The organism is Hymenobacter sp. J193, from assembly GCF_024700075.1.
In the GTDB taxonomy this organism is placed as follows: domain Bacteria; phylum Bacteroidota; class Bacteroidia; order Cytophagales; family Hymenobacteraceae; genus Hymenobacter.
On sequence record NZ_JAJONE010000001.1, the window covers coordinates 1,368,201 to 1,383,414 of the forward strand.

The following is a 15,214-nucleotide window of genomic DNA, read 5'->3' on the forward strand; positions in this document are numbered from 1 at the left end:
TTTCAAGTGGCCAGGGGAACCAGAGTTACCAGCTCGGCGGCCAGGATTTGCTGCACCTCGGGCCGGCAGGAGCCGCAGCCGGTACCGGCACCGGTGGTAGCACACAGCTCCTTCAGCGTTTCGCAGCCGGCCCCAATGGCTTGGCGCAGATTGTCCCGGCCCACGTTGTTGCAGCTGCATACCAACTTGCCCAGCACGGGCGCGGCCGGGCGGCCACTACGCAGCAGCTGCAGGCGCTTGTCGCTGAGCTCGGTCTTGTTGGTAATCAGCTCCCGAAACTCCTGGAACTCGGTTTTGTCGCCGATGAGAATAGCGCCTACCAGCCGATCCTGGTGCACGATGCATTTTTTGTAGTAGCGCCGGGCCTTGTCGATGAAGGTAATTTCCTCGTGGCTCCCACCGGCCGGGCACTCGGGCAGGCCGATGCTGCACAGGTCGAAGCCGTGAATCTTGATGATGTTCATGAAGGTGCTGCCCCGGTACACGCTGCCCACGTCACCGCTCAGGTAGCGGGCCACCACGGCGGCCTGCTGCTCGGCGGCGGCCGTGATGCCGTAGAGCGTGCCTTCAAACTCAGCAATTTCGCCCAAGGCAAACACGCTCGGGTCGGAGGTTTGCAGCCGCTCGTTCACGACCACCCCACGGCGGCACTCCAGGCCACCCTCCCGGGCCAGCTCCAGGTTGGGCGTCGTGCCAATGGCCAGAATCAGGGCGTCGCAGTCGAGGCGCCGGCCGCTTTTCAGGCCCACGCCGGTCAGGCGGGCGCGGCCGTAATAGAGCTCCACCTCGTCGTTGAAGTACAGCTCGCAGCCCTGGTCCACCATTTCTTCCTGCAGCAACTGGCTGCCTAGGGCATCGAGCTGCCGGTCCAGAAAGCGGGAAGTGCGCTGAATGATGGAAATCCGCACGCCGGTTTCGCGCAGGGAAGCCGCCATTTCCAGACCCAGCAGCCCACCACCCACAATCACGACGTGGGCATTCTGAGCCGGCAGGTGGCTTTTAAACGAATCGGCATCGAGGCGGCTGCGCATGGTGAAGATGCCGGGTAGGGCGGGCACGTTGCGCGGCACCGCCGCCCGGCTGCCGGTAGCCAGGATGAGCACGTCGTAGTCGGTGCGCTGGCCGCGGGAGTCCACCACGTATTTCTCCGCCCGGTTTACTTCTTCCACGCTCACGCCGCGGCGCAGCTCAATGCTATAGCCAGGCTCCTCCTCCTCGCGCATTTTCACCAGCTGCTCCCAGTGCTGGTGGCCGCTGATGTAGTCGGGCAGCATCACGCGGTTGTAGAACGGAAAGTCCTCTTTGCTGAAAATGGTGATGCTGTCGTCCTGGTTCAGCTCCCGGTAAGCCTGCACAAAGCCAAAGGCCCCGGCCCCCGCGCCTACCACCACGATGCGCTGCCGGGGCTTGCGGTACTTGGTCAGCTGCACGGCGCAGAACTTGAAGTCGGGCTCCTTGGAAATGGGGTCCACGGCGCCGGAGGTCACGTTGTTGGCGCGGTGCAGGTCCGAGCCCAGCAGCTTGCCCCAGTGCATGGGCAGAAACACTACCCCCGGCCGTATGCCCGCGCTCAGCCGCGCCGCCACCCGCACTTCGCCCCGCCGCGAGCTTACCGTCACTAAGTCGCCTTCCCCGACCTGTAGGCTTACTGCATCCTGAGGGTGTAGCTCGATAAAGGCCTGGGGAATATGCTGGCGCAGCTTGCTGACTTTACTCGTCTTGGTCATCGTATGCCACTGGTCGCGGATGCGGCCGGTGGTCAGGATAAAGGGGAAATCCTCGTCGGGCATCTCACTACGCATGGCCACGGCCACCGGGTAAATCCGGGCGCGGCCTGAGGGCGTGTAGAACCGGTGGTCGGTGAAAAGCCGGGCTGTGTCGGGCGCAGCGGCAGAGGCGCGGTAGGGCCACTGTACCGAGCCGCGCTGGTGCAGGACCTCGTAGGTCAGACCCGAAATATCGAGCGTTGTGCCGGCCGTCAGGCGGGTGTGTTCGTGGTAAATAGCCTCGGTCGTCGGAAAGTCGAAGCCGGGAAAACCCATTTTCCGGGCAAAGCGGCAGATGATTTCCGAATCGGGCAGGGCTTCGCCGGGGGCGGCCACTACGCGGGGCAGGTAGCTGATGCGCCGCTCAGAATTGGTCATGGTGCCTTCCTTCTCGGCCCAGGCGGCAGCCGGCAGGATAACGTCGGCGTAGGCCAGGGTTTCGGGCTTGTTGCTGATGTCCTGCACCACTACGAACCTGGCGTTGGCCAGCGCCGCTTCGGCCTGCCGCACATTAGGCAGGCTGGTCAGCGGGTTGGTGCAGACTATCCAGATGGCTTTGAGGCGGCCATCGGCCAGGGCCTCGAACATTTCGGTGGCCGTGTAGCCGGGCTGGTCGGAAAGCGGGCCGCTGCCCCAGAACTGCTGCACCTCGGCCCGGTGCGCGGAGTCAGCCATATTGCGGTGGGCCGGCAGCAGGTTCGACAGGCCCCCTACTTCCCGCCCGCCCATGGCGTTGGGCTGACCGGTCAGGGACAATGGCCCGGCGCCCGGCTTGCCAATCTGGCCGGTTAGCAAGTGCAGGTTCAGCAAGCTCAGGTTTTTGTCGACGCCGACGACGCTCTGGTTCAGGCCCATCGTCCACATCGACAAGAACGCCCGGGCCGAGCCGATGTAGCCGGCCGCCAGGCGAATATCCGCCTCGGCTACCCCGCACAGCTCGGCCGACTCAGCCACGGTGCGTTCCAGGATGATGGCGCGGTAGGCCTCGAAGCCCTCGGCATGCTGCCCGACAAAGGCCATATCCAGGTCGCCGTTTTCCAATAGCACCCGGGCCAGGGCCTGGTGCAACACCACGTCGGTGCCCGGAATGAGCTGCAAATGCACATCGGCCAGGGCGCAGGTATCCGTCACGCGCGGGTCCACCACGATGATTCTAGTGGTCGGGTTGGCCGCTTTGTGGGCTTCCACCCGGCGCCATAGAATGGGGTGGCACCAGGCTGGGTTGGCCCCGGTCACCAGCAGGCAATCAGCCAGCTCGATGTCGTCGTAGCAGACCGGCACGCTGTCCTCACCCAGGGCCATTTTGTAGCCTACCACCGCGCTGCTCATGCACAGGCGGGAGTTGGTGTCGAGGTTATTCGAGCCGATAAAGCCCTTCATGAGCTTGTTGATGACGTAGTATTCCTCCGTCAGGCACTGCCCGGAGGCATAGAAAGCCACTGACTCGGGACCGTACTGCTCGATGAAGGTTTTGAACACGGCGGCCGTGCGCTCCAGGGCTTCGTTCCAGCTCACCCGCTGCAACGGGCGGCTTTTGCTGTAGCGCATCTGCGGAAACAGCAGCCGGTCACTCCGGTCATTAACCGTATACTGCAGGTTCAGGCCCTTGCTGCACAGCGCCCCGCGGTTGACGGGGTAGTCGGGGTTGCCCGTCACGGTCACGTCGCCGCTTTTCTCCGGCTTGACCAGTACGCCACAGCCCACGCCACAGTAGCAACAGGTGGAGGCAACAGCATCGGAGGACAGGCCCATAACTATAGAGTGAGTAAGTCAGAAAATAACCTCCGGCCTAAGCCCCGGCCAGCGTAAGGGAAGCTTCCGTAGAGGTTACGGCCGTGGCTTCACCGATTTCCTTCCGCGCCAGGCGCACGAGCAGCACCAAGCCGCCCACGGCCGCCACCCCCATGCCGATGTAAAGAAAAGCCGTGTTGTAGCTGATGGAGGCCGATTTGAACAGGAACCCAACCAGCATAGCGCCCAGATTGCCGCCCGCGCCCACAATGCCGCTCACGCTACCCAGGGCCTGCTTATTCACGAAGGGCACAATGGAGTAGGTGCAGCCATTGGCCATTTTCAGGAACAGGGCAAACCCGAGCATGGCGGCAATAGCCAGCGGCAAGCTCGGCGCCAGCGCGAACAAGGAAATGCCGATGCCTTCCAGCACCAGCAGCCCGCTCAACAGCAGCCATTTGCCCTGCATACCGTAGGCCCTCCCGGCTTTGTCGCTCACCCAGCCGCCCAGGCCGCGGGCGAAGATGTTCATGAACCCAAAGCCACCGGCCAGCATGCCGGCCATGACCAGCGTGGCCCCGAAGTGGTCGACAAAGTACACGGCGGCCACGTTGTCGATGGTGATTTCAATGCCGAAGCAGGCCCCGTAGGCCAAAGCCAGCACCCAGGTGCGGTAGTCGCGCAGGGCCAGCAAAAACGTGCCTTTAGGCTTCACGGCCGCGGCGCGCTGAATGTCGGCGTAGTTGCCGCGGGGCGTATCCACGGTGTACTTGTAGTAGAGCCAGGCCATAACCAGCAGAATCACGCCGGGCACCACCATGGCCAGCCGCCAGGAGTTGGCCTGGTCCACGTAGCCCAGCGATACGAAAGCGGCGGCTACCAGGGGCATGACCATGTTGGCAATACCGCCGCCGAGGTTGCCCCATCCGCCGGCCACGGCGTTGGCCGTGCCCACCACGCCCGGCGCAAACATCATGGAAGTGTGAAACTGGGTGATGACGAAAGAAGCCCCGATAATGCCGATGGCGAGGCGAAACAGCAGAAAGCTGGCGTAGCTATTACTCAGGCCGATCAGCATAACCGGCACGGCCCCCACCACAAGCAACAGGGTGTAGGTCAGGCGTGGTCCAAGGGTGTCGCAGAGCCGGCCCACGACCAAGCGCGCCAGAATGGTGGCCGACACCGAGGCAATAATAATGTTGCCCACCTGGCTTTTGTCGAGGTGGAGCTGCTCGCGCACCAGCGGCATCAGGGGCGCAATACCGAACCAGCCGAAAAAGCAGAAAAAGAACGTGAGCCAGGTTAGGTGAAACGTGCGCATCTGCACGCCTTGGAAGGCAAAAGGCGGAGCCGCGTCAGCGGCTGGTCGGAGTGCTGAGCATCCATAGGCGTCGGGCCAGGGTGTTAGTAGTGAAGGATAAAAACCAGCCAGTTCAGGCCCAGCCGATGTACACCACGCCGTCCTCGACCTTTACCGGGTAGGTCTGAATGCTGCACTCGTCGCCGTTCAGGCTCTCCCCCGTGAGTAGGGAAAACGTGCGCTTATGGAACGGACAGGCCACTTTGGGCTCACAGGCTTCGCCGGTGCTGCCAATCATGCCCCGGGCCAGGGCCATCTGCTGCTTGTGCGGGCACAGGTTCTGGGTGGCGTACCACTCGCCGCGGCGGGCGAAGTTGAAAATGGCCACTTGCTCGCCCTCTACCAGGGCGCAGGCCCCCCCGTCGGCCGGAATGTCGGTGGCGCGGCACACGGCCACCCACGTTACGTCAATGACAGCTTCCATCGGTTTTAGCTTGGTTTGAAAGGATTTGGGCGGCGAATGAGCGGCGCTGCAACACCACCCACCGCGCCCGTTTTGCTCGTTGGTCTGCCGGGCTGCCCCGACGTGAGGCAGCATTATTCTCGTCCGAAAAAAGCTTTGGGTGGCCCCTACCAGGCTTTTACAATCTTCTGGCCCCGCACCGGCTCGAACTCAATCGAGGGGTCTTTGAGCGTGGGCGCATTCACGAAGTGGGTGAACTGCCGGCGCAGCTCGGGGTTCTCGACCACCTCCCGCCACTCGCAGTGGTAGTTTTGAATCAGCAGGGCCATTTCCGCTTCCAACTCGGCGCAGATGCCCAGGCTGTCGTTGATGACCACGTTTCTGAGGTAGGCCAGGCCGCCGTCCAGCTTGTTGAGCCAAGTGGCGGTGCGCATCAGCGGGTCGGCGGTTTTGATGTAGAACATCAGGAACCGGTCGAGGTAGCGCACCAGGGTTTCCTTGTCGATGTCGGTGGCCAGGAGCTGGGCGTGCTGGGGCTTGGCGCCGCCGTTGCCGCACACGTACAGGTTCCAGCCCTTCTCGGTGGCAATGATGCCGAAGTCCTTGGCCTGAGCCTCGGCGCACTCCCGCACGCAGCCGCTCACCCCGCTTTTGAGCTTGTGGGGCGAGCGGATACCCTTATAGCGGTTCTCGATTTCGATGGCCAACGACACGCTGTCGTGCAGGCCAAACCGGCACCAGGTGCTGCCCACGCAGCTTTTCACCGTGCGCAGGGACTTGCCGTAGGCATGCCCACTCTCGAAGCCGGCGTTGATCAGCTCCTCCCAGATGTCGGGCAAGTCACTCACGTGGGCCCCGAACAGGTCGATGCGCTGCCCGCCGGTAATCTTGGTGTAGAGCCCGTACTTCTGGGCCACCCGCCCGATGACCATCAGCTGCTCGGGTGTGACTTCGCCGGCCGCAATGCGGGGTACCACCGAGTAGCTGCCACCTTTCTGGATATTAGCCAAATACCGGTCGTTGGTATCCTGAATTGTGTTTTGCCTGACAATCAAGTCATTCCACAAACCCGACAGAATGCTGCCGATGGCGGGCTTGCAGGTTTCGCACCCGTCGCCCCGGCCGAAGTGGTCCAGAGCGGCATCATAGGTGCGGATGTCGTTGATTTTGAGCAGGTCGAACAGCTCCTGCCGGGAGTACTCGAAATGCTCGCACAGCACGTTCTTGATGTAGGCGCCCTGGGCCAGGAGCGTACCGTTGATCAGGTCCTTCACCATGGGCACGCAGCCCCCGCAGCCGGTGCCGGCCTTGTTGCACTTCTTCATGCCGTCCACCGTCGTGATGCCCAGCTCACTCACGGCTCCGCAAATAGCGCCTTTGGTCACGGCCTCGCAGGAGCAGACCAGCGCCTCGTCGGGCAAGCCCAGCACGCCCGCGCCTTCCGTAATTTCCCCGCCACGGGCGCCTAGAATCAGGTCTTCGGGGTGGGGCGGCAGCACGATTCTGTTGTTGACGGTTTGCAGCAGCATGTTATAAGCTTCCGCGTCACCAATGAGCACTCCACCAAGCAGGTACTTGCCGTCGGGGCTGATGTTGATGCGCTTATACACGCCGCTGTGGGCGTCCTCGAACACGATGGATCGGCTGTGGGGCTCGGCAATGAACGGGTCGCCAAAGCTGGCCACGTCCACCCCGATCAGCTTGAGCTTGCTGCTCATATCGTAGCCAGTAAAGGCGCGGGCACCCTGGGTGAGCTGGCTGGCAACTACCTCGGCCATATCGTAGCCGGGCGCGACCAGGCCGTAAATCATGCCGCCGTGCAGGGCACACTCCCCAATGGCGAAAATGCGCGGGTCGCTGGTTTGCATCTCGTCGTTGACCACGATACCGCCGCGCAAGCCCACTTCCAGGCCAGCGAGTTTCGCCAGCTCGTCGCGGGGGCGGATGCCGGCCGAAATCACCAGCATATCCACATCCAGCACAGAGCCGTCGCCGAAGTGCAGGGCCTCAATCCTGTTTTCCCCGGCAATGCTGCTGGTGGCCTTGCTCAGGTGAATCTGCAAACCCAGGGCTTCGAGCTTGGTTTGGAGCATCTGGCTGCCAGCCGCGTCGATTTGCCGGGGCATTAGGCGGGGGGCAAACTCAATGACGTGGGTTTCGGGCACACCCAAATCTAGCAGGGCCTTGGCTGCTTCCAGGCCCAGCAGGCCCCCACCCAGCACGGCTCCGCACGTGGCGGTGGCGGCGTAGGCTTTGATTTCCTCCAAATCTTCAATGGTGCGGTACACCATCACGCCCGCCTTTTCCACGCCCGGAATGTCGGGTACGAAGGCCGAGGATCCAGTGGCCAGCACCAGGTAGTCGTAGGGCTGTACCAGGCCGCCGCGGGAATGCACTGTTTGGCTGGTGCGGTCAATTTCCTGGACAGGGTCGCCCAGGTGGAGGGTGATGTTATGGTCGTAATACCACTGCAGTGGAGCCATCAGCAAGTCGTCGGCGGTCTTGCCCCCGAAGTACTCGCTCAGGTGCACCCGGTCGTAGGCCACGCGGGGCTCCTCCCCGAAGACAACCAAGTTGAAGGCACGAGTTTTGGCGAGGAGCTTCTCGCAAAACTTATAGCCAACCATGCCATTGCCAACAACAACGACGGTAGGAACGGGCTGCAGTACCATAGGACCAGGATGTTAGAAATTCAAATGCTATCTGGGGTTAAGTGGGTGGGATAGGTAAGTGGGCGCGGGTGGGGCATTCATAGCATATCGAATACTATACCCCTTTAAAAATTAGGGTCTTTTCAGACTCATCTTGGCAATTATATACAATCACCCCCTCTAATCAAAGGGGATAAAACATTTTTTTATATTATTCACAAGCTTACACCCCTGAAAAAACCCCTACTCAAAGCAGAAGCCCCTAAGTTTTTTCTTAGGGGCTTCTGGATGACAGGCTACAGGAAGTTGTCTACCGTCTATCCTCTCGCACCGACTCCAGGGCTTGGGCTTTGGCGGCATGAATGTGTTGGATTATCTCATCGAGTCCTAGACCGTGCAGAGCACGGGCGAAGAGGAAAGGCCCGTCGCCGCGCATGCGGCGGGCGTCGCGGTCCATCACGCCGAGGTCGGCGCGCACCAGCTCGGCCAGGTCGGTTTTGTTGATGACCAGCAGATCGGATTGGGTGATGCCGGGGCCGCCCTTGCGCGGCACCTTGTCGCCGCCCGACACGTCGATGACATAGATAGAGTAATCGACCAGCTCGCGACTGAAGTGAGCCGCCAGGTTGTCGCCCCCGCTTTCTACGAACAGGTAGTCGAGTTTGTGGTCGAAGCGCTGCATGAGGCCTTCCAGCGCGTCCATGTTCAGAGAAATATCCTCCCGGATGGCCGCGTGGGGGCAGCCGCCGGTTTCCACGCCCACAATCCGGTCTTCGCTCAGGGCGCTGTGGCGAATCAGGAACTCGGCGTCTTCGCTGGTGAAGATGTCGTTGGTGACCACGCCCAACTCAAACTCGTGGCGCAGCCGCTCGCACAGGGCTTTCAACAGCGCCGTTTTGCCGGTGCCCACGGGCCCGCCTATGCCCACCGTAAAGGCCCGCTTGCGGAAGTTGCGGTGCGGGGGGCAGGCGACGGGTTTCGCGCTGGGTGTAGTCACCAGGCGAGTCGTATTGCTCGTGAGCGTGGCCGTGAAGCAGTAGGGCGAGCTTATCAATGAAGGGCATTTTTTTGTCAGTTGTCAGTTGTTCGTCATGCGGCGCTTGTCGAAGCATCTCTACCGCTTCGTTGCGGTAGTAATCCAACGAAGCGGTAGAGGAGATGCTTCGGCTTCGTTCAGCATGACTGCCTAATGTTGTATTAATTCTGAAACAGGCGGGAATAGACGTGTTCGTGGAGCATCTGGGCGGTATCGAGCAGACTGGCGGAGCGGGTGGCAGAGCGGTAATCGAGGTGGGCGACGTCGGCCAGCAGGTCGTCAAAAATGGCGTAGAACTCGTGCTGAAGGCGGTGCCCTTCCATCGGACCGAGGCACCCGAGCCGGATGGCGGCGCTGATCTGGTCGCGCAACGCCAGGTGCAGATAGAACGTGTGAGCTTCGGAAAGCGAGTAATTCAGCCGTTGCATACTCAGCGCCAGAACGGGCACGAAATGCCCCGGCAACTCCTGGGTCGTCAGCAGCTCGCTCAATTCCCGCAAACCTTCCGTTGGGTAAAACGACTGGAGCAGCTGCAGCCAGGTTTTGCCTTGGGTAAGGCTGGCTTTGTGCAGGGCGGGTACCAACAGTTGGGCGTCGTATTCAAGCAGAATATCGGCCAACTGCGCAGGCTCCAGCGGCCAGCCCAGCGCGTAGCAGGAGTTCAGAAACGGAATTTCCAGCCCCACGGCCTGCTGCAGATACGAGTAGAGGTAGTGCCGCAGCCCCGCCGAATCCCGCACCAGCCCGAACGTGCGGCTGCTTTCCAGTCCGTAGGAATACGCGAAGCCACCCGTCGGCAGGGCCGAATCGGCAAGGTGAAGCAGGCGGGCAAGGCGGGTAGGCATGAGAGGTGAGAACTTAGAACTGAGAGGCGAGATTGATGGCTTGTTATGTGGTGTACCTGTCTCAATTCTAAGTTCTCAGCTCTCCATTAAAACAGATTGTAAAGCTGCGCCAAAGGCAATTTTTCTGCAGGCTCGCAGGTCAGGTGCACGCCGTCCACCGTCACGCGGTAGGTTTCGGGGTCGACTTCGATGTTTGGCAGGTAGTCGTTCAGGGCCATGTCTTTTTTGTCACGCTGCGGCAGCCTTGCACGGCCACTACCTGCTTGCGCAGGCCGTAGGCGGCGCGCACGTGCTCCACGGAAGCCCCCGACACAAAGGCCAGGGACGTGCCGCCCACCGCCGAGCCAAACGCCCCGAACATGGGCCGCGAAAACGAAGGCTGGGGCGTGGGAATGGAGGCGTTGGCGTCACCCATCTGGCTGCGCACAATCACGCCGCCCTTCACCACCATTTCGGGCCGGGAGCCAAAGAAAGCAGGTTTCCACAGCACCAGATCAGCCAGCTTGCCCAGCTCCACGGAGCCGATTTCCCGGGCAAAGCCGTGGGCCCGGGCCGGGTTGATGGTGTACTTGGCGATGTAGCGCCGGGCGCGGAAGTTGTCGGCGGTGCCGGCCGCATCTTCGGGCAGGGCGCCGCGCTGCTGCTTCATCTTATGGGCCGTCTGCCAAGTGCGCGTCACCACCTCGCCCACCCGGCCCATGGCCTGGGAGTCGGAGGAAATGATGCTGAGCGCGCCCATATCGTGCAGGATGTCCTCGGCGGCAATCGTTTCGCCCCGGATGCGGCTTTCGGCAAAGGCCACGTCCTCGGGAATGTTGTGGTCGAGGTGGTGGCACACCATCAGCATGTCCAGGTGCTCGTCGATGGTATTCTTGGTGAAGGGCCGCGTGGGGTTCGTGGACGAGGGAATGACGTTGGGCTCCCCGCAGATTTTGATGATATCGGGGGCGTGGCCGCCGCCGGCGCCCTCGGTGTGGTAGGCGTGGATGGTGCGCCCCTTGAACGCGCCCACCGAGTTTTCCACGAAGCCGCTTTCGTTGAGCGTATCGGTGTGGATGCACACCTGCACGTCGTACTGTTCGGCCACCTGCAGGCACTGGTCGATGGCCGCGGGCGTGGTGCCCCAGTCCTCGTGCAGCTTGAAGCCCAGCGCCCCGGCCGCAATCTGCTCGTGCAGGCCCTCGGGGCGCGAGGAGTTGCCCTTGCCCAGAAACCCGAAGTTGAGCGGAAACGCGTCGGTGGCTTTCAGCATCATTTCGATGTAAAACGCACCCGGGGTGCAGGTAGTAGCCGTGGTACCGGCGGCTGGCCCGGTGCCCCCGCCCAGCATGGTAGTCAGGCCCGAAGCCAGGGCTTCCTCAATCTGCTGGGGACAGATGAAGTGGATATGGCAGTCGATGCCCCCAGCCGTCAGAATCAGTCCTTCGCCGGCAATGGCTTCGGTGGTGACGCCCACCACCATCCCGGGCGTGACGCCGGGCATGATGTGCGGGTTGCCGGCCTTGCCAATGCCGCTGATGCGCCCGTGCTTCACCCCGATATCGGCCTTGTAGATACCGGTGTAGTCCAGCACCAGGGCATTGGTGATGAGCAGGTCCAGGGCCTCGGCCTGCGGAATGCCGGCGGCCTGGCCCATGCCGTCGCGCAGGGTTTTGCCGCCCCCGAACTTGCACTCCTCGCCGTAGACGCAGTAGTCCTGCTCGACTTCGATGATGAGGTCAGTGTCGCCCAGACGCACCTGGTCGCCGGTAGTTGGGCCGTACATATCGGCGTACGCGCGCCGGTCAAGGGAGAGGAACATGGGAGTTAGTTTTGCTATTAAGTTTTCTAGATAGATACTGATTCTATTTATTATTCAAACAACCCTAGCTGCTTATGCAAGAATTTAGTGCTCATAATTTTTTGCAACTGAATAAGAAATTCTTGAGTATCAAGAAAATAACTTGGATAAGCTTTTTTCAAAAGTTCTATAGAATCTGATGACACGAGAACAACTTGTTTTTTATTTTCTGCATTTATTGTTGCCTCTTCATTCATGTAATCGTCTGAAGCCTGACCAATAGCCGATTTCGAATATGTTCTAATTGTTACCTGAGCGTCAGCAATATTAAGTACAACTAAGTGAATTGAACCTTGGCGCTTATCAGTAGTAACGTTTTTGATTACTTGTCTAAAGGCCATCAATTTACCAACGACATCTAACCTTTTTGCTTCAGATTTAACTCTTTTGAATACAGTTTCTTGATTTTCATCGGAGAATCTCGCGAGGCCATTAGTCTTTTCAACATAGGAGAATGCATGGCTAACCAATGCGAAAAAATCCAGCCATTCTCTTGGGCCTTGGCTTGACTTTAAAGAATGGTCTAAGAAAGTTCCAACAGTTTCTACAGCTGTAGCCCAAGCATGCTGCAGCTTTGTTCGAATTTGTAATTCGAGCATCAAACCATCGTAATTCGAATTAATTGAATTTGAATACTCATACACCATATGATAACATCTATAACCAGAATCCTTCGGATTGCTAATATAATCTTTCTCGTTCTTTAATTTATGTGGGAATCCAGGATGCTTATATTTCATAACTAATTTATAAACATCATCACAACTAGAAAGCACTACCCTGATTCCACCAATATCTTGCATTCTAGACAACTTCATCTGTGGGTAGCGGTCAAGTTTATCAAGAATAGAAGGCGCGCGTTTAAGGCGCTGAGAGACTATTGCCTCAAATTTCAGCTTACGCAGCTTTTTTCTGAGAGCGTGTTTGGGAATTGAGTAAGGGCTAAAAAGAGACGAGTCAGTAAGTTGCGCGGGGAGTTCCTAGGCTTCCACGGGCATTATGGTTGATGGCTACCAACCCCTTACTGACTCGCAGTGGCAAGTTATCAAGTCGCTGCTGCCCACGCAACGACGGCGGCGCTTGTGTTTGCGGCAGGTGTTCAACGCCTTACTGTATGTGTGCCGCACGGGCTGCCAGTGGCGGGCGCTGCCCCCACAGTTTCCACCCTGGACGGCGGTTTACTACTATTTCTATCGCTGGCAACGGCTGGGTCTGTGGCAGCAACTCAATACGGTCGTCAACGCCCTGGACCGAGTCGCACACGGCCGCGAACCGACTCCGGCGCTGGCCTGCATAGATAGCCAAAGCGTCAAGCTGGCCCCGCGCATCTACGAGCACCGCGGCCTGGACGCGCACAAGCTCGTCAACGGCCGCAAACGCCAGCTCCTAGTGGATTCCGGCGGGCGTATCTGGGCCGCGCACGTGCACGCGGCCCACCGCCACGACAGCACCGGCGCCCTGGCATTGCTGCCCCAGCGGCCTTGGTGGGCACGGCGCCTGCAGCTTGTGCTGACCGATGCGGCCTACCGTGGGCGCTTTGCCCAGCAACTGCTGCGGTTGGGCCTAGTCCAACAAATTAGTAGTCGGCCGCCTACCCTGCACGGCTTCGTACCCCTGGCCCGGCGCTGGGTCGTCGAGCGCACCTTCGCCTGGCTGGCCTGCTTTCGCCGCGTCGTAGTCGATTACGAATTTACCCCCGCTAGCCATGTCACGTGGCTGTTATTGGCCAACATCACCATGTCGCTCAATCGGTCCTAAATTCCCCAACACGCTCTGAGAGTAGCCTGAAACGTATTTATAGGATATGCGTGACAAGACCTATGATTATTAAGAATTATTGTAGCTTCAAAAAGAGGAAATTTTATTGATTTATTAATTAATATTTGTCCAGCTTCATCAAGTTGACGTTTCGAGAATAGCGGCGTCCGATCTTTTAATGCCATAACGAGTGGTTGTCAATATTTTATCCAAACTTAACACAGTTTCTCCAGCGCCTACCACTACTTTCCAGAATCAATCCACCTTCCCATTTATCAACCCATTCCCGCCATACACAATCCGTTCCCCGGCCAGGGCTACGAGGGTCACGCGTTTCCGCTCGCCGGGCTCGAAGCGCACGGCGGTGCCGGCGGGAATGTTGAGGCGGAAGCCCCGGGCGGCGGCGCGGTCGAAGTCGAGAGCGGCGTTGGTTTCGAAGAACGGGTAGTGGGAGCCAACCTGGATGGGCCGGTCGCCGCGGTTGAGTATATCCAGCGTGAGGGTTTCACGGCCTTCATTTAGAATCAGGGGCGTCTCCTGCAAGTGGTATTCGCCGGGTTCCGAGGCGGCTTCGGCGGCAGCGGGCGGCACGGTGCGGGTGAGGCCGGAGCCGTATAGGGCCAGCTCGGGCGAGCCGGCTTCACGGCAGATGGGCTGGTGTACTGTCACGAGCTTGGTACCATCGGGGAAGGTGCCTTCCACCTGCACCTCGGCCACCAGGCCGGCCACACCGGGCAGCACGTCGCGCAGGCCCAGAATCTGCTTGCCCTTGTTCATCAGGTCGGCCACCGATTCGCCGTCGCGGATAAACTCCAGCAGCTGGGTAGCCAGCAGCGCCACCGCCTCAGGGTAGTTGAGGGCCAGGCCGCGGGCGTAGCGCTTCTGGGCCACCACGCCAGCCTGGTGCAGCACCAGTTTATCGAGGTCTTTGGGGGAAAGGTGCATTTGGCTTAGAACTTAGATAGTAGAGCTTAGATATTAGAAGTGAATGGGCGCGTAGCCGGAGTTAGTCGGCCTTGCCACGGAATGAATCTGAGCTCTAAGCTCTTTCTTCTCAGCTCTAAAAAGATTCCCGTAAATCATCCAGCTGCCGTAGCCGATGCTGAGCAGGGCCGATACTACCACCATGCCCGTGCGCAGGCTGTAACTGAGCCGCATACGCTGCGTGAACGGGATGCTCACCAGCGCCGCCGCGCCCAGCATGCCAGCTACGGAACCCAGGCCAAATAATAGCAGATAGGCCACGCCCAGCCAGGTGGTGCGCATACTGCCCATCAGGAGCACCACCAAGGCCCCGCTGCCCGCCAGCCCGTGTACCAGCCCCACCGCGTAGGCCGTGCCGCGCTGGTAACGAGGTGGTTTCGTCTGGTATTGGTTTTTGTCGGTGAGGCGGCTGAGGCCCATGAGCAGTAGCATGGCCCCTACCCCGGCCTCAAAGTAGTTGGAATGCTCCACGGCCGACTTGCTCAGCAGCAGCGCCCCGCCAAACAGCACGAGCGTGGTGGTATGGCCCAGGCCCCAGAAAAGTCCCTCGCGCACGGCCAGCAGGCGGCTGTCGTGGCGGGCCACCAGGTTGGTTACGGCAATCAAGTGGTCTGCCTCAAATGCGTGCCCCATCCCGACCAGGAAAGCAAACAGCAAAGGCAGCGCGTCGTGCATGACAGAAATATCGAGTTTGTGTTTTACCGGTGTTCAATCTAGGGGGTTATTCTCAAAATAAATGTATTTTACATATTATATACCTAAAAAAATAGCCTTACTCTTAGAGTAAGGCTATTTTTTTAAACAAGACTGTCATTCCGAGTGCAGCGAGGAATCTAAGGA

Annotated in this window: 12 protein-coding genes; 1 reads left to right on the plus strand and 11 read right to left on the minus strand. The window is 59.8% G+C overall.

Annotated features, from left to right (window positions below):
* Window positions 1-2: 2 nt before the first annotated feature.
* The 9 genes from LRS06_RS05935 to LRS06_RS05970 form a co-directional block, all read right to left on the minus strand.
* Window positions 3-3,518, minus strand: coding sequence for a nitrate reductase (locus tag LRS06_RS05935; protein WP_257870643.1), 3,516 nt, complete (start codon window positions 3,516-3,518; stop codon window positions 3-5).
* Between the two features lie 37 nt (window positions 3,519-3,555).
* The gene (locus LRS06_RS05940) at window positions 3,556-4,818 is read right to left on the minus strand and encodes an MFS transporter (RefSeq protein WP_257870644.1); all 1,263 of its coding nucleotides are present in this window, start codon (window positions 4,816-4,818) and stop codon (window positions 3,556-3,558) included.
* A gap of 112 nt (window positions 4,819-4,930) precedes the next feature.
* The gene (gene nirD / locus LRS06_RS05945; protein ID WP_257870645.1) at window positions 4,931-5,281 is read right to left on the minus strand and encodes a nitrite reductase small subunit NirD; all 351 of its coding nucleotides are present in this window, start codon (window positions 5,279-5,281) and stop codon (window positions 4,931-4,933) included.
* 146 nt (window positions 5,282-5,427) lie between these two features.
* Window positions 5,428-7,932 carry a nitrite reductase large subunit NirB gene (gene nirB, locus LRS06_RS05950; protein WP_257870646.1) on the minus strand — a complete coding sequence of 835 codons (2,505 nt, stop codon included), beginning with the start codon at window positions 7,930-7,932 and terminating at the stop codon, window positions 5,428-5,430.
* 289 nt (window positions 7,933-8,221) lie between these two features.
* A complete protein-coding gene (gene ureG / locus LRS06_RS05955) occupies window positions 8,222-8,965 on the minus strand; it encodes an urease accessory protein UreG (protein ID WP_308239871.1) in 744 nt (247 codons plus the stop codon).
* Between the two features lie 143 nt (window positions 8,966-9,108).
* Entirely contained in the window at window positions 9,109-9,792 is a 684-nt protein-coding gene (locus LRS06_RS05960) for an urease accessory protein UreF (protein WP_257870647.1), read from the minus strand.
* A gap of 86 nt (window positions 9,793-9,878) precedes the next feature.
* Window positions 9,879-10,010, minus strand: a complete 132-nt coding sequence (locus tag LRS06_RS25335) for a hypothetical protein (protein WP_308239872.1) — start codon at window positions 10,008-10,010, stop codon at window positions 9,879-9,881.
* On the minus strand, window positions 10,001-11,593 hold the full coding sequence (gene ureC, locus LRS06_RS05965) for an urease subunit alpha (RefSeq protein WP_308239873.1): 1,593 nt from the start codon (window positions 11,591-11,593) through the stop codon (window positions 10,001-10,003). The genes LRS06_RS25335 and ureC overlap by 10 nt, the downstream gene beginning before the upstream one ends.
* A gap of 50 nt (window positions 11,594-11,643) precedes the next feature.
* Window positions 11,644-12,564 (minus strand): RelA/SpoT domain-containing protein, encoded by a 921-nt coding sequence (locus tag LRS06_RS05970; protein ID WP_308239925.1) that lies wholly within the window; start codon window positions 12,562-12,564, stop codon window positions 11,644-11,646.
* Window positions 12,565-12,631: 67 nt separating this feature from the next.
* Between LRS06_RS05970 and LRS06_RS05975 the strand changes: the two genes are divergently transcribed.
* Window positions 12,632-13,390 (plus strand): IS5 family transposase, encoded by a 759-nt coding sequence (locus tag LRS06_RS05975; protein WP_257869755.1) that lies wholly within the window; start codon window positions 12,632-12,634, stop codon window positions 13,388-13,390.
* A gap of 255 nt (window positions 13,391-13,645) precedes the next feature.
* On the opposite strand, the gene LRS06_RS05980 is transcribed toward LRS06_RS05975, so the two are convergent.
* Together LRS06_RS05980 and LRS06_RS05985 are read right to left on the minus strand one after the other, a co-directional pair.
* Window positions 13,646-14,335, minus strand: a complete 690-nt coding sequence (locus LRS06_RS05980; protein ID WP_257870648.1) for an urease subunit beta — start codon at window positions 14,333-14,335, stop codon at window positions 13,646-13,648.
* 33 nt (window positions 14,336-14,368) lie between these two features.
* On the minus strand, window positions 14,369-15,049 hold the full coding sequence (locus LRS06_RS05985) for an urease accessory protein (RefSeq protein ID WP_257870649.1): 681 nt from the start codon (window positions 15,047-15,049) through the stop codon (window positions 14,369-14,371).
* Window positions 15,050-15,214: the final 165 nt, after the last annotated feature.

Bases quoted from the DNA above. Each gene is read 5' to 3' on its own strand.
- LRS06_RS05940 (WP_257870644.1), bottom strand. From the start codon at position 4,818: ATGCGCACGTTTCACCTAACCTGGCTCACGTTCTTTTTCTGCTTTTTC.
- LRS06_RS25335 (WP_308239872.1), bottom strand. From the start codon at position 10,010: ATGGCCCTGAACGACTACCTGCCAAACATCGAAGTCGACCCCGAAACC.
- LRS06_RS05975 (WP_257869755.1), top strand. From the start codon at position 12,632: ATGGTTGATGGCTACCAACCCCTTACTGACTCGCAGTGGCAAGTTATC.
- nirB (WP_257870646.1), bottom strand. From the start codon at position 7,932: ATGGTACTGCAGCCCGTTCCTACCGTCGTTGTTGTTGGCAATGGCATG.
- LRS06_RS05980 (WP_257870648.1), bottom strand. From the start codon at position 14,335: ATGCACCTTTCCCCCAAAGACCTCGATAAACTGGTGCTGCACCAGGCT.
- nirD (WP_257870645.1), bottom strand. From the start codon at position 5,281: ATGGAAGCTGTCATTGACGTAACGTGGGTGGCCGTGTGCCGCGCCACC.
- LRS06_RS05985 (WP_257870649.1), bottom strand. From the start codon at position 15,049: ATGCACGACGCGCTGCCTTTGCTGTTTGCTTTCCTGGTCGGGATGGGG.
- ureC (WP_308239873.1), bottom strand. From the start codon at position 11,593: ATGTTCCTCTCCCTTGACCGGCGCGCGTACGCCGATATGTACGGCCCA.
- LRS06_RS05960 (WP_257870647.1), bottom strand. From the start codon at position 9,792: ATGCCTACCCGCCTTGCCCGCCTGCTTCACCTTGCCGATTCGGCCCTG.
- LRS06_RS05935 (WP_257870643.1), bottom strand. From the start codon at position 3,518: ATGGGCCTGTCCTCCGATGCTGTTGCCTCCACCTGTTGCTACTGTGGC.